Here is a 13,566-nt window from a genome sequence, read left to right on the forward strand (position 1 = left end):
TTTATCGGACTCTATCCAGTTCAAGTTCGCAGAGTGGAATTGGACAATGGATTTTTTGGACTCTACAAGAATTTCGGTGTTCCAGAGCGAAAACCCCGCGCTGATCGTCATTGATGTGCAACAGGCCATCGATCATTTCGACAATGAATATCGCAATAATCCCGATGCAAAAAAGGCGATAGCTTTGCTGCTGGAATATTGGCGAAAGACTGGATTGCCCATCGCGCATGTGCGCCACGCATCAAAATTTCCCGATTCCCCCTATCATCCGGAATCTCCGCACTTCAAATTCAAATCTGAAACCATGCCCGCGGATTCGGAAGAGGTATTCGCCAAATCAGAAAACTGCGCGTTCATTGATACCGACCTGGAGCAGTGGCTGGTGTCACAGCGGGTTACCGAACTGGTGATCTGTGGTGTGCTGGTCAACCACTCGGTGGATGCCACGGTACGCGTGGCGGCGGGCAAGGGGTTTCGTGTATTGCTGCCCCGGGAAGCCACCGCGGCATTTCCACTGCGTCGGCTCGATGGTAAAGAAGCGTCTGCAGAGGATGTTTACTGGATTTTTCTGAGCAATCTCGCCGGTGAATATGCAGAGGTTGTCAGCGTATCCGACTTCTGTGGTTGATACGAAGAGAAAGACCTTTACCACCGGGAATCGATCCCGTCAGGCAATTTTTACAGTTAACAAAGGGCGCCATTTTGTGACGCCCCTTTTGTGTTGTTTTGGCGGGTTTAGCTGTTCGCCAGCGAAAACTCCGCGCCTTCTGCATCCGCTACAAGGCCCTGCGGTTTTCCCCAGAAGTTTTGCTATCCACACACAGGCGGCCGCTCCCACCAGCAATCCGGTCTGTACACCGATCACCTGATGCACGCCGTCTTCCCACAACTCGCCCATACGCGCACCGAACAGAACCCAGTCCGCGATCACGGTAGTGGCGAACAGCGCGGCGGTCGCCCACAGGGTAATGCGCAGGAACTGACGCTTGTCGGAAACACCGAAGGCGCCTGCGGTGGTGGCTGCCAGCAAGGCGGCAAAAATATAGGCGAGCCAGTCGCCGCGGGCGGCGAGCGCCAGCGGCATCACGCGCTCGGCCAGGAAACCGCCGGCGGTGGCGAGTACCACACCGGCGCAACCGCCGAGGGTGAGGCTGGCGACGAAGCCAATGGCTCTCGGGCTGACGTTTCTTTGCAGTGCGCGCTTGTCCAGCCACATCAGGTTACCCACTACAATCATGCCGGCTACGGCGAGGCCGAGGAGCAGGTACAGGATGCGCAGATCGACGCCGGCGAAGCTGCCAAAGTGCAGGCTTGCCATGGCATTGAGACCGGTGCGCACCGCGTTGCGATGCTCCGCGTCTGCCTGGCCCACAAGGCTGCCATCGCGCACCTGATAGAAGTGTTCCACCGTCTGTGCAAAGCGCGAGTCGTCCACGGCATAGGTTTGCATCACTGCATTCTCATCGCCGTAATTGTAGAAGCGCAGCATCGCGATGGGTGCGCCGGTCTGCTGTTCGACACTGCGCGCGTAGTCAAATGCGGGCTGCATATCCAGCGGTTTGCCGCTGGGTTTTTCGGTGACGATGGTGTAACCGGCATCTTTCAGCATGGCGTTCTGGTCGCCCTGATACAGGAACAGCGCAAAAGCGATCTGGAATACGATGGAGATATTGAAGATGACACCGGTGAGTGCGTACATCAACCCGAACGGCAGGCTCATTACGCCCACCACGTTGTGCATGTCGAGTAACTTGTTGCGCCTGCTTTGGTTGCGGTAGAGGAAAAAGTTACCGATCAGTTTGCGGGCGTGGATATAGATACCGGTAAAAATCAGCACCAGAAATATCAGCGTGACCACTCCCACCAGATAGATGCCGCCCGGCAGGCGCAGGTCGTAGTGCAGGTGCAGCAGGAAGTCCGCGAGATAGAAGTCGTCGAGTTCGGCAAGGGTTTCGCCGGTTTTCGGGTGTACCAACAGCTTCGCCACCTGCTCCGGCCCCTCGTAACCTTCCTCGGTTTTCAGGTCGATGTAAATCTGGTGGTAGGGATGGTGATCGTCGGCGAGCAGCACCGTGAGGTGCTCTTGGTTGTTGAGCTGGTGCTCCCGGAGCTTCCGCGCGACGATTTGTTCCACCGGCAGGTCCGGCGCTTCGCGGTCGATGGCAAAGTGCGGGGCCTGCGCCCAGGCCTGCAGCTCATGGTGAAACAGTACGATGGAGCCGGCCCAGAAGACGATAAACAGGGCCACGGAAATGATCACGCCCAGCCAGCTGTGGGCATCGATCAGGTTCTTGATACCGGCGTTCTTGTCACTCATTGGTTTGCAAATCCCGTATTTATTATCGCCACCGGCACATCAGTGTCCGGCGAACAGAACCACTGCATTCAGCGCCACCGATACCGCCAGCAGGCCCGCGCAGTGGAGGCTGGCGCGCTTGATCGAACTGGCGCGATAGCAGTAGGTCATTACCGCTGCCCAGAGCAGGAACGCCAGCAGCAGCCCGCTGAGCAGGCGGGTGTCGATGGCCAGGGGCAGCAGCTTCAGATTGAGTACCAGGCTGGTGGACACCAGCAGTCCGAGGAAGAACCCCGCAATGGATTTGGGCCACATTTATCCGGTCACCATGATCAGGGAGGAGAGAACCAGGCCCACAGAGCCCACCAGTACCGGCCGCCCGGCCAGATGTGAAGACGCCAGCACCAGGCCGATCCACGCGAACATCACCAGTGAGAGCACCACCAGCACCGCGGAGACTGCCGGGTACACATTGGCCAGCAACACACAGGCCAACAGCTGGAGGCCGGCAAACAGACCCCAGGCGGATTTGCGTTCCAGATGCCCGCGCAACAGGCGCTGACGCGGAGAGGCCAGATAAGCCAGCAGGCACCCGGTGAATGCCAGTGCCCCCGCACACAGTTTTATCAGCTGTATTTCCATAATCTACTGACTGTTATTAATTTTGATAATGGTTCTCATTAAATTTCGCGAATGATACCATTGTGCCGGTTTCGTCCCAACAATCCGGCAGAAAAACTTCGAACATCCGGAAATGGCCAGACCGCGGGCACTCAAATGCTCGCAGCGACCTGGACCGTCGACTCATTAAAACGAACGCCGTGTTGTTACTTCTCTCTGGTTATCTGACATAAAAAATGGAGCAATCTATGTCTGCCATTCAGTTCCGGCGGCGCCCACTCTCTCGCGCCATCGCCCTGGGGTTATCGTCTGGTCTCGCCTTTTCCGTATCCGCCCTCGCTCAGCAGACGGACGATGAAAAAAACACCGGTCTTGAGCAGGTAATGGTTGTTGGCCAGAAAACCGAGCGCTCACTGCAGGACACCGTCACCAGTGTGAAGGTGGTGACCGAGCGGGATATCCAGGAGCAGAACATCAATGGTTTCTACGATGTAATGGAGCGTACTCCCAACGTCACCGGCAACCCGGGCGTGGGCTTTACCATTCGCGGTATCGACGCGTTTAACGTGTCTGGCGGCGGCAACAGCTTTCTCACCAGCGTTTACTCGGACGGCGCCGTGCTGCCCTACCGCGCGATACAGGAAGGTGCCTTCTCCACATGGGATGTACAGCAGGTAGAAGTGCTGCGCGGCCCGCAATCCACCCTGCAGGGGCGCAATGCACTGGCCGGTGCGATCGTGATGAACACCGTCGACCCAGGCTATGACTGGACCTTTAAGGGGCGCCTCGGCGCGGGCGAAGAAGGCCGCGAAGAAAAAGCGGTGGCCTTCGGTGGCGCGCTCATCGAAGATCAACTGGCCATCCGTATTGCCGCCGAGGACCGCGACTTCGACGGCTACATCCCCAACGTCACCCGCGGTGAAAACAGCAACTTTGAGCAGGATCAGACCCTGCGCATGAAGTTGCTTTACGAGCCCAAGGCCCTGCCCGACTTCCGCGCGCTGCTGACGCTGACCAACAGCGAAACCGACATCGGGGTAAAGTGGATCGATCCCGTGGAAAACCCGTTCGAAAACCAGCGGACCACGTTCAATGATCCCACTCATGAGTTTTCCGAAACCGACATGGCCATCCTGAAGCTCAGTTACAAGCTGAACGACAGCTGGGATCTCACCTCCACCACCGCCTACAGCGACGTTACCTACGGCTATGAGTGGGACGGCGACGCCAGCGCCACGCCCGGCCAGACCCAGGAAGACGAGCGCATCGACCAGACGCTGAGCCAGGAATTTTTGCTCAACTTTGCCTACGAGCGGGTGACAGGCGTACTTGGCGCATATTATTCCGACCTGGACGTAGAGGACGCCTACAGCGGACTGCGCAGCCTCAGCATGGCCGAGCTGGGCGTGCCGCAACTGCTGATGGCACCGCCGGAACTCGGAGGACTCGGCCTGTCTCCGGCGCTGGCCCAGGCGGTGCTCGGCCTCTATGCGGACTTTGACCCGGCCGCGCTGAACACCATCGGCTACAGTACCCAGGCGGTTGAATCCCGGGCGCTGTTTGCGGATGCGACCTTCTCCGTCAGCGACCGCCTGGACCTGTTCGCAGGCTTGCGCTATGACCGCGAGACCCAGGCCAATGCCGCCGACAACCAGTTTGTTATCGCCAACGCCGATCAGTTGCCGGACCCGGCCAATCCCTCGTTCGACCCGATGACGGCCGCACTGGTGGCCGGCCTCAACGCACAGATGTTGGCCATGGCGGACGCCGCCAGCGGCACCGAGCCGCAAAAGGAAGACGACTTCAGCGCGGTACTGCCAAAAGCCGGCGCCACCTGGCACTGGAGCGAGGACATGTCCACCAGCTTCACCGCGCAGAAGGGCTACCGCTCCGGTGGTGTGGCCAGCAATATAGGCCGCGCCACCACCTATTCCTACGATCCCGAGTACACCTGGAACTACGAACTGGCATTCCGCTCCCTATGGCTCGACGGCCGCCTGTCCGCCAACGCCAACCTTTTCTATGTCGACTGGAAAGATCAGCAGATCACCGTGCAGCTGTCGGAAAACACCTACGACACCGAAACCCGCAATGTGGGCCGTTCCGTGGTTCGCGGTGCCGAACTCGAACTGGCCTACCAGATCAACGCCAGCTGGAGCGGTTATACGGGCATCGGCTATTCCGATACCGAGTTCAAGGAGTTTCCCATTAACGACCAGGAGTTGGATCTCTCCGGCCGCGCCTTCGCTGGCGCCCCGGGCGAAACCGCCAATCTGGGTGTAACCTACCGCGGCGAGCAGGGTTTCATCTTCAACGCCAACGCCAACTACCGGGGCGATGCATTGGCCGTGGTAAACCCCCACGCCAACGGCCTGAATGAGAGCGATCCACGCTTTGATCCAAAAAGCGATGCCCGCTGGCTGGTCAACCTGCGCACCGGCTACGAGTGGGACAATCTCGGCGCCTATCTCACCGTCTCCAATCTGTTGGATGAGGAATACATCGTGCAACCGGACGACGGCGGCTACTCCACCACGCTCGGCGCGCCGCGACTGGCGACCCTGAGACTGGAGGCGCGCTTCTAAATCCATGGCGGAAAAACAAAGCCCGGGGGAGAAATCCCGCCGGGCTTTTTTGTATTCACCTAATCTGTTGTTTGAAGTGTGGCGTAACAAAGGATTTGGGGGATTTGGGGATTGTTATGAGAAATTTTGCCGCCGGCCTGGTCGTGCTGCTGAGCACTCTGGTTGCAGGCTGTACCGGCGTCCCGGAGGGCGTGGAACCCGTAGACGATTTCACCCTGGATCGCTATCTCGGCCGCTGGTATGAGATTGCGCGCCTGGACCACTCGTTCGAGCGCGGGCTCAGCCGGGTAACCGCGGAGTACAGCCTGCGGGACGACGGCGGGGTGAAGGTGGTGAACCGGGGTTTTGATGCGGAGCACGCGCGCTGGAAAGAATCGGTCGGTAAGGCCTTTTTTGTCGGCGAGCCGAATGTCGGTCACCTAAAGGTATCCTTCTTTGGCCCCTTCTACGGCTCCTACGTCATTTTTGAACTGGATGACGACTATCGCCACGCGATGATCTCCGGACCGGACAGGTCCTACCTGTGGTTGTTGTCGCGTACGCCGACGGTGGATGACCCGGTAAAAAAACGCTTTATCCAGCGCGCAGGCGAACTCGGATTTGACACCGGTGCCCTGATATTTGTGGACCAGTCGCCGCTGTCCACCACTGACTGAAATCTGCGCGGTGGACGCAAGTATTTCAAACTATCCATCGCTGTTTTCCGCACATAGGGAAAAACCGGTTGTGGAAAAAGGTTGACCGTTAGATGCAGCGTCAAAACGCTGGTCCACCCCAACTTTTTTTGCCCCGACTTTTTTGTTTGCCGGACAAACCGCTCGACAGGCTCTTTGTGGCGACTACTGTTTACTAGGACAAACGAAAAGCCAGCCGTTGAGGTAAGGAAACCTTGTTAGAGCAATTAGACGCCGTGTTTTTGGCGCGGGTGCAGTTTGCATTCACCGTGTCGTTCCATTTTATATTTCCCGCCTTTTCCATCGGGCTTGCGAGCTATCTGATGGTGCTAGAGGGACTTTGGTTAAAAACCGGTCGTGGCGTTTACGCGAACCTTTACCGCTACTGGATGAAGATCTTTGCGGTCGGGTTCGGCATGGGGGTGGTGTCCGGGGTGGTATTGTCGTATCAGTTTGGTACCAACTGGTCGGTCTTTTCCACCAAGGCGGGGGCGATTGTCGGGCCATTAATGGGTTACGAGGTGATCACTGCGTTTTTTCTCGAGGCGGGTTTCCTCGGTGTCATGTTGTTCGGCATCAGCAAAGTGGGCAAGCGGTTGCACTTTTTTGCCACCTGCATGGTGGCGTTGGGCACCTTTATTTCTGCCTTCTGGATACTATCCGTCAATTCGTGGATGCAGACTCCGGCGGGGTTTGAAATCAATGAGCAGGGTCAGTTTGTTGTCGGCGGCTCCTGGTGGGATGTCATCTTCAACCCCAGTTTTCCCTACCGCCTGGTGCACACGGTCATCGCCGCCTACCTCACCACCGCGTTTGCCGTTGGAGGCGTCGGCGCCTGGCATCTGTTGAAAGACCGCAACAACCCCGGTGCGCGAAAAATGTTTTCCATGGCGATGTGGATGGCGGTGGTGGTGACACCGATCCAGATCGTCGCCGGCGATCTGCACGGATTGAATACCCTTGAACACCAGCCGGTAAAGGTACTGGCGATGGAGGGGGATTTTGATCCCAGCCCCGACGGTGCGCCGTTGATCCTGTTTGGACTGCCAGACCAAGAGACCGCTCAGGTCCACTACAAGGTGGCCATCCCCAAACTGGGGTCTCTGGTGCTGAAACACGATCCGAACGCGCCGCTGCCGGGCCTCACGGACTATCCGCGGGAGGACTGGCCGCCGGTGGCGGTGGTGTTCTGGTCGTTCCGTGTCATGGTGGCAATCGGCTTGGCGATGCTGGCACTGGGGCTGTGGAGCCTGATCGCGCGGCGGCGTAAACGGCTGTTCGAATCCCGGGCACTGCACCGCACAGCGGTGTTGATGGGGCCGGCGGGATTTGTCGCGGTGATTGCGGGTTGGATCACCACCGAGGTGGGGCGTCAGCCATTCACTGTGTACGGTTTGCTGAGAACTGCGGAATCGGCGTCACCGCTGGATGCACCTGCAGTGGCCACATCGTTGATCGCGTTCATTCTGGTCTACTCTGCAGTGTTTGGCGCGGGTATTTATTACCTGCTGCGCCTGATGGGCCAGCCACCCCATCGCGGCGAAACGGAGCCGTCCCACGTGCCGGTACGCGCGGCCGGCATCACACCGGCGGCGAGTATGGAGGCCGCCTGGGCCAAAGGGGGAGCTGCCGATGGGAAGCATTGATTTAGCGTTGGTCTGGGCGGCCATCATTTGCTTTGCGGTGTTTGCCTATGTGGTGCTGGACGGTTTTGATCTCGGCGTCGGTATTCTGTTTCCATACCTGAGCAAGGGCGAAGAGCGAGACCAGGCGATCAATTCCGTCGCCCCCGTGTGGGACGGCAACGAGACCTGGCTGGTGATGGGTGGTGGTGGACTGCTGGCCGTGTTCCCGCTGGCCTATGCGATCATCCTGCCGGCAACCTACCCGCTGATGATTGCGATGCTGCTGGGGTTGGTATTCCGCGGCGCCGCGTTCGAATTTCGCTGGCGCGACCCCGCTCACCAACCGCTGTGGGACATTACGATTACGGTGGGTTCGCTGGTGGCCGCCATCGCACAGGGGATGACAATCGGCGCGATACTGCAGGGGATCGATGTAGAGAACAATGCCTACGCCGGGGGATGGATCGACTGGTTGAGCCCCTTCAGTTGCCTCACCGGAATTGGTGTGGCGGTCGGCTATGCTCTGTTGGGAGCCACCTGGTTGATCATAAAAACGCAGGGCAGTTGCCAGGCGCACGCCCGCCGACTGGCATTCCGGCTCGGCATCGCCACCGTCGTCGTGTTGGCGGCGGTGAGTGCGGCGACGCCATTCCTGAGCTATGACTACTGGACGCGCTGGTTCACCATGCCGCAGGTATTGCTTACGGCGCAGGTACCGCTTCTTGTTGCAATTTGCACCGGCATTTTTTTCTGGAGCCTGAGAAAAGGTCGGGAAGTGCTGCCATTTTTGATGGCGCTGGCGATGTTTTTCCTCGGTTTTGTGGGGCTCTGCATCAGTATATTTCCGTACATGGTGCCGCGGTCGATCACGCTCTGGGAAGCCGCAGCACCGCACAACAGTCAGCTGTTTTTGCTCGTCGGCGCACTGTTTATTATTCCGCTGATTCTCGGTTATACCGCCTGGGCGTACTGGGTGTTTCGCGGCAAGGTGGGCACCGAGGGGTATCACTGATGCGGGCTGATAGCAGCATATGGAAGCGCCTCGGCTGGATGGCGTTGATCTGGATGATGAGCGTTGCAACGCTTGGTCTGCTTTCACTTCTATTGAGGTGGTGGCTGGCGGGAGGTTGAGAGAATTGCATTGCTGTCTTGGCCGGCGCCGTTTTGTGCGCAATCAAATTCTGCTCGGTGGTGGATTGGCGATGCTGCCCACCGCACTGTTGCAGGCAAAACCGCCTGAACTGCAGGACGCCGCAAGCCGGCTCAGCAAGTTTTACACCGTCTCTCAAGCCCTCTTGAGGCCGCTGCCGGTCAACACGCGCTTGGATCACCGTGTGGCGGCGCGACTGCTGGCCGCACTGAACAGCGAGTATCCGAGTTTTCCACAACAGCTGGACCTGCTGCCGGATGACCCCGGCGCGGACGACCGCTACTCACCGGTGGCGCAGCTGATTGTCGCCGCCTGGTTTCTCGGCACCGTGGATAAAACCCTGGTGACGTTTGAACGCGCGCTGATGTACCGGCTCACCGCTGACATCTTTCCCGTACCCTCCTACTGCACGGGTAAACCCGGCGGTTGGGCGAGCGCGCCGGTTGCGTATTCCGGAGGGGTTTAGATTTGGCGGGCAGGGAAGCGGAGTATGTGGTGATCGGCTCCGGCGTTGCCGGGGCGCTGGTGGCCAATGAGCTGGCGAGGGCGGGCAAGTCCGTACTGATCGTGGAGGCCGGCCCGCGGGTGCCGCGCTGGCAGACGGTGGAGCGTTTCCGCAACCAGGTAGACAAGACCGACTTTATGGCGGCCTACCGCTCCGCGCCCTGGGCGCCGCACCCGGAGTACGGCGAGTTCGCCAACGATTACCTGATATCCAAGGGCAGCCATCCATTTAACTCCCAATACATTCGCGCTGTCGGTGGAACCACCTGGCACTGGGCCGCCTCCTGCTGGCGCTTCCTGCCCAGTGATTTCAAGCTGAAAACCCTCTATGGCGTGGGGCGCGACTGGCCCATCGAATACAGCGATCTGGAACCCTGGTATCTGCGTGCGGAACAGGAGTTGGGCGTATGGGGCCCACAGGATGAGGATCTGGGCTCACCCCGTAGCGGGCCCTATCCCATGGAGCCCCTGCCCCTCTCCTACAACGAGGCGCGCGTGAAGCTGCGCATGAACGAGCACAACCCGGCGTGGCGGGTGGTGACCGAGCCTGTGGCGCGCAACAGCCGGCTCTACGACGGCCGCCCCACCTGCTGCGGCAACAACAACTGCATGCCCATCTGTCCCATCGGTGCCATGTACAACGGCATAGTGCATGTGGAAAAGGCCGAGGCGAATGGTGCCGAGCTGATTCACAGCGCGGTGGTGAACCGTCTGGTGAGCGAGGGTGATCGGATCGTCGCCGCCGAGTACAAGGATCCGGCGGGAGATAATCACCGGGTGTCCGGCAAAAACTTCATCCTCGCCGCGAACGGCATCGAAACCCCGAAACTGATGCTGATGTCCTTTGGCCGCCACAATCCCACCGGGGTCGGCAACAGTTCGGATATGGTGGGCCGCAACCTGATGGATCACCCCGGCACCGGTGTGCGCTTCTACGCCGACGAGCGCCTGTGGCCGGGGCGCGGTCCGCAGGAGATGACCTCGGTTACCGGCTTCCGCGATGGAGCCTTTCGCGCGCAGTACGCGGGCAAGAAACTGCATCTGTCGAATATCTCCGCGGTGGAAAAAGCGGCGCGCGCCGTGCTTGGGCAGCGCCAACCCATCGACATTCCCGAGCTCACCGCGCGCATCCGCGATCGTGCCGCGCGCTATGTGGAGTTCAACAGCTTCCACGAGATTCTGCCGCGCCCGGAGAACCGCATCCGCCCGAGCACATCGGAAACCGATGCCAGCGGTATTCCGCGGCCGGAGATCACCTACAGCATCGACAACTACGTTGTGCAAAGTGCGGCCCACACCCGCGCCACCTATGCGGAGATTGCCAAACTGATGGGCGGCAGCGAGGTGATTTTTACCGACAGCTTCGCCCCCAACAACCACATCACCGGCACCACCATTATGGGCGCGAGCGCGGCGGACTCGGTGGTGGACAAAGACTGCCGCACCTTCGATCACCCCAACCTGTTTATTGCCGGCAGTTCGGTAATGCCCACCGTGGGCACCGTCAATGTCACCCTCACCATCGCCGCCCTTGCCCTGCGCCTGGCGGACTGCCTGCTCGGGGAGGGGTAAGGGTGAAATTCGCGATGGCCTGTATCAGCGCGGTTGTACTTTCCGGTTTGCTGGCAGTGGATCGGGTGACGGCCCAGGAGGCCTGGGAAGGGGCCGCGGAAGAGGTAAACCGGGAGCTGGACCAGCCGGCGCTGATTGAAAAAGGCCGCTACCTCGCCATCGCCGGCGATTGCCAGGCCTGCCACACACGCGCAGGAGGGGCCCCTTTTGCCGGCGGCAGACCGATGAAAATCCCATTGCTTGGCACCTTGTACAGCAGCAATATCACGCCGGACATCCAACAGGGTATCGGTGGCTGGAGCCTGGAGGATTTTGACGACGCGCTGCGTCGCGGCATCGGCCGCGATGGCCGCAATCTCTACCCTGCCATGCCCTACGACTCCTATTCCAGAATCAGCGACGATGACATCAAGGCACTTTACGCCTATTTCATGTTCGGGCTGGAGCCAGTGCACGACACTCCACCCGCCAACAAGATCCGCCGTGCACTCAGCGCGCGTTGGCCACTGGCAATCTGGAATTTCCTGTTCGCACCGGGTGAGCCATTCACACCCGACCCGCAGCGAAGTGCCGAGTGGAACCGCGGCGCGTATCTGGTGCAGAGCCTCGCGCATTGCGGCGAGTGCCACACGCCACGCGGAATCGCCTTTCAGACAAAAGCGCACAATGAAACCGACAAAGGCTTCCTCGCGGGCGGCCCGATACTGGACGGCTGGCAGGCCTACAACATCACTCCGCACCCGATCAGTGGCATCGGCCAGTGGAGCTCGGAGCAACTCACCCGGTACCTGAAAACCGGGCACGTAAACCGCCTTGCCCAGGCCGGCGGTCCCATGGCGGAAGCGATCGAAAACAGCTTTGCGAAAATGACCGACGGCGACATCGCCGCCATCGTCACCTACCTGCGCAGCATCCCCCCGATCGACAGCGGGGAGAAATATCCGCGCCAGAGCCTGGGCTCTCCCGCCACCCAGGTGATTATCAAACGCGGTAATATCCTCGCCATGGACCGCAGCCCCAACAGTCGCTCCGACGGCGCGCGCCTGTACCTCGGCCTCTGTGCCAGTTGTCACGGTGTGGACGGTACCGGCAGCCGGGACGGCTATTACCCCTCACTGGTTTACAACTCGACCGTTGGCGCCAAGAGCGATCACAACCTGCGCCAGGCAATTCTGCACGGAATAAGCCGCACCGTAGGCGGCGAAGAAATAATGATGCCGGGCTTTGCCAGCGAGCTGGATGAAGGGCAAAGGAATCGGCTGCTGGAATACCTGCGCCGCCAGTTCGCCACCCCATCCAAAGGCGACGCCGCCGCACAGAATTGACCGGTTAGACCGGCATTCATTCGCAGATACGAAAATAAACAGCGAAATTCGACTCTGGCACAATTTCTACAGCCCGCGGAATTACTTGTAAGTGATACTCTCGTACCAACAACCGCATAAATTAGCGGTTTTTAACCCCGTACAAGTCCGCTAAAGTTTCGCTATTGCTTATTCCATGGAGCGGAAACTTGCAGGAATTTGGACTACCAATCTGGGCAATCATTCTTATCGCCATTGCCTTACTCATGCTGCTTACCGATATCGGCAAGGCTTATACCTTTTCCGAAATGCGCTTGGAAATTACCTACCAGGGAAAGCCCGCGGCGGGCGCCATTGTTAAAAGACGAATCAAATGGCAAAGGGAAAGACTGGATGAATTTTTTACAGACAGTAATGGGGTGGTAGTCCTACCACAGGTTCGGGAGCGTTCTATTACGCAGTTTTTTCCATCACAGTTTATAAGTTCACAACTGATTAGCGTAAATTTTCGAAATCAGAATTTTGAGGTTTGGTCATACGTAAAAATCCAGCCGGATAAAAATTCCGAAATGGGAGGATATCCGTTAAATTTAGAGTGTGAGCTCACACGCGAATCAAAGCTAGATGAAGAGTTTGATACTTTGATGATCACGAACTGCAAAAAAATACCATCGCATGATTTTAGTAATATAGATTAATAAAATTTTTGCTTTTTGATAATTGGAGAAGGTCTTATTGGTGATTCTTCGAGTGGAGTTTTGATGAAATTTTTAAACTATATAAAGTATGTGATTTTTGTTTTTGTTTTTGTATTCTCTACAGGTACATTTTGTATGTCGATCTTTGATGCAGGCAAAGCGTGTACATTTTCGCGCATGGAGTTGGAGATAACTCATGAAGGTAAGCCGGTAAAAAACGCATTAGTTAAGCGAACGGTTTCTTGGAAGAAAGATAAAGTTGACGAATTCAGGACGGATGAATTTGGAAGAGTGGTGTTACCAGAAGTTTTAGAGAGATCCGTCACTCAACTACTTCCTCTGGAGTTTGTTGTGGCCCAGGGTGTTAATGTCTATTACGAAGATAAAGAATATGAAATTTGGATAAATAGCAAGAGAAGGCCTGAACGTAATTCGGAGTTGGGTGGAAAAGAGCTGAGTTTAAAGTGCGAACTTACAAATGAAGCAAAAGTTTATAGAGAATTTAGAACTTTGCTAATGACCAGTTGTATTTGGTGA

General features: G+C 57.9%; 14 protein-coding genes. 11 read left to right on the top strand and 3 right to left on the bottom strand.

The genetic code is table 11. From position 1 onward, the window contains the following. The first annotated feature begins 46 nt into the window (after window positions 1-46). A complete protein-coding gene (locus GNX18_RS13970; protein ID WP_166218858.1) occupies window positions 47-628 on the top strand; it encodes an isochorismatase family protein in 582 nt (193 codons plus the stop codon). 39 nt (window positions 629-667) lie between these two features. Here GNX18_RS13970 and GNX18_RS13975 read toward each other — a convergent pair whose 3' ends face one another. The 3 genes from GNX18_RS13975 to GNX18_RS13985 are packed head-to-tail and all read right to left on the bottom strand — an operon-like array spanning window position 668 to window position 2,938. Then, on the bottom strand, window positions 668-2,317 hold the full coding sequence (locus GNX18_RS13975) for a PepSY domain-containing protein (protein ID WP_166218859.1): 1,650 nt from the start codon (window positions 2,315-2,317) through the stop codon (window positions 668-670). A 39-nt stretch (window positions 2,318-2,356) separates the two neighbouring features. Next, on the bottom strand, window positions 2,357-2,611 hold the full coding sequence (locus GNX18_RS13980) for a hypothetical protein (RefSeq protein ID WP_166218860.1): 255 nt from the start codon (window positions 2,609-2,611) through the stop codon (window positions 2,357-2,359). Then, window positions 2,612-2,938: a hypothetical protein gene (locus tag GNX18_RS13985; RefSeq protein ID WP_138234138.1), complete on the bottom strand. Its 327-nt coding sequence runs from the start codon at window positions 2,936-2,938 to the stop codon at window positions 2,612-2,614. A 227-nt stretch (window positions 2,939-3,165) separates the two neighbouring features. Between GNX18_RS13985 and GNX18_RS13990 the strand changes: the two genes are divergently transcribed. From GNX18_RS13990 to GNX18_RS14035, 10 genes are all read left to right on the top strand, one after another. Beyond that, a complete protein-coding gene (locus GNX18_RS13990) occupies window positions 3,166-5,502 on the top strand; it encodes a TonB-dependent receptor (protein WP_166218861.1) in 2,337 nt (778 codons plus the stop codon). A 116-nt stretch (window positions 5,503-5,618) separates the two neighbouring features. Beyond that, window positions 5,619-6,158 carry a lipocalin family protein gene (locus GNX18_RS13995; RefSeq protein WP_166218862.1) on the top strand — a complete coding sequence of 180 codons (540 nt, stop codon included), beginning with the start codon at window positions 5,619-5,621 and terminating at the stop codon, window positions 6,156-6,158. Window positions 6,159-6,391: 233 nt separating this feature from the next. Beyond that, window positions 6,392-7,822: a cytochrome ubiquinol oxidase subunit I gene (locus GNX18_RS14000; RefSeq protein ID WP_166218863.1), complete on the top strand. Its 1,431-nt coding sequence runs from the start codon at window positions 6,392-6,394 to the stop codon at window positions 7,820-7,822. Further along, window positions 7,809-8,813, top strand: a complete 1,005-nt coding sequence (gene cydB / locus GNX18_RS14005; RefSeq protein WP_138234142.1) for a cytochrome d ubiquinol oxidase subunit II — start codon at window positions 7,809-7,811, stop codon at window positions 8,811-8,813. Before GNX18_RS14000 ends, cydB begins: the two co-directional genes overlap by 14 nt. Next, window positions 8,813-8,932 carry a DUF2474 family protein gene (locus GNX18_RS19785; protein ID WP_166218864.1) on the top strand — a complete coding sequence of 40 codons (120 nt, stop codon included), beginning with the start codon at window positions 8,813-8,815 and terminating at the stop codon, window positions 8,930-8,932. Before cydB ends, GNX18_RS19785 begins: the two co-directional genes overlap by 1 nt. Before the next feature lie 35 nt (window positions 8,933-8,967). Next, window positions 8,968-9,417: a sugar dehydrogenase complex small subunit gene (locus GNX18_RS14015; RefSeq protein WP_166218865.1), complete on the top strand. Its 450-nt coding sequence runs from the start codon at window positions 8,968-8,970 to the stop codon at window positions 9,415-9,417. 2 nt (window positions 9,418-9,419) lie between these two features. Next, entirely contained in the window at window positions 9,420-11,027 is a 1,608-nt protein-coding gene (locus GNX18_RS14020) for a GMC family oxidoreductase (RefSeq protein WP_166218866.1), read from the top strand. A gap of 2 nt (window positions 11,028-11,029) precedes the next feature. After that, window positions 11,030-12,352 (top strand): cytochrome c, encoded by a 1,323-nt coding sequence (locus tag GNX18_RS14025; protein ID WP_240914015.1) that lies wholly within the window; start codon window positions 11,030-11,032, stop codon window positions 12,350-12,352. Between the two features lie 188 nt (window positions 12,353-12,540). Continuing rightward, window positions 12,541-13,029, top strand: a complete 489-nt coding sequence (locus GNX18_RS14030) for a DUF6795 domain-containing protein (RefSeq protein WP_166218867.1) — start codon at window positions 12,541-12,543, stop codon at window positions 13,027-13,029. Between the two features lie 63 nt (window positions 13,030-13,092). Continuing rightward, window positions 13,093-13,566, top strand: a complete 474-nt coding sequence (locus GNX18_RS14035; RefSeq protein WP_166218868.1) for a DUF6795 domain-containing protein — start codon at window positions 13,093-13,095, stop codon at window positions 13,564-13,566.

This window comes from Microbulbifer sp. SH-1 (genome assembly GCF_011326135.1).
Classification (GTDB): domain Bacteria; phylum Pseudomonadota; class Gammaproteobacteria; order Pseudomonadales; family Cellvibrionaceae; genus Microbulbifer; species Microbulbifer harenosus.

Excerpts from the sequence above, each read along its gene's own strand:
- GNX18_RS19785 (WP_166218864.1), top strand. The coding sequence starts at position 8,813 with ATGCGGGCTGATAGCAGCATATGGAAGCGCCTCGGCTGGATGGCGTTG.
- GNX18_RS13985 (WP_138234138.1), bottom strand. The coding sequence starts at position 2,938 with ATGGAAATACAGCTGATAAAACTGTGTGCGGGGGCACTGGCATTCACC.
- GNX18_RS13995 (WP_166218862.1), top strand. The coding sequence starts at position 5,619 with ATGAGAAATTTTGCCGCCGGCCTGGTCGTGCTGCTGAGCACTCTGGTT.
- GNX18_RS13980 (WP_166218860.1), bottom strand. The coding sequence starts at position 2,611 with ATGTGGCCCAAATCCATTGCGGGGTTCTTCCTCGGACTGCTGGTGTCC.
- GNX18_RS14035 (WP_166218868.1), top strand. The coding sequence starts at position 13,093 with ATGAAATTTTTAAACTATATAAAGTATGTGATTTTTGTTTTTGTTTTT.
- cydB (WP_138234142.1), top strand. The coding sequence starts at position 7,809 with ATGGGAAGCATTGATTTAGCGTTGGTCTGGGCGGCCATCATTTGCTTT.
- GNX18_RS13990 (WP_166218861.1), top strand. The coding sequence starts at position 3,166 with ATGTCTGCCATTCAGTTCCGGCGGCGCCCACTCTCTCGCGCCATCGCC.
- GNX18_RS13975 (WP_166218859.1), bottom strand. The coding sequence starts at position 2,317 with ATGAGTGACAAGAACGCCGGTATCAAGAACCTGATCGATGCCCACAGC.
- GNX18_RS13970 (WP_166218858.1), top strand. The coding sequence starts at position 47 with ATGGATTTTTTGGACTCTACAAGAATTTCGGTGTTCCAGAGCGAAAAC.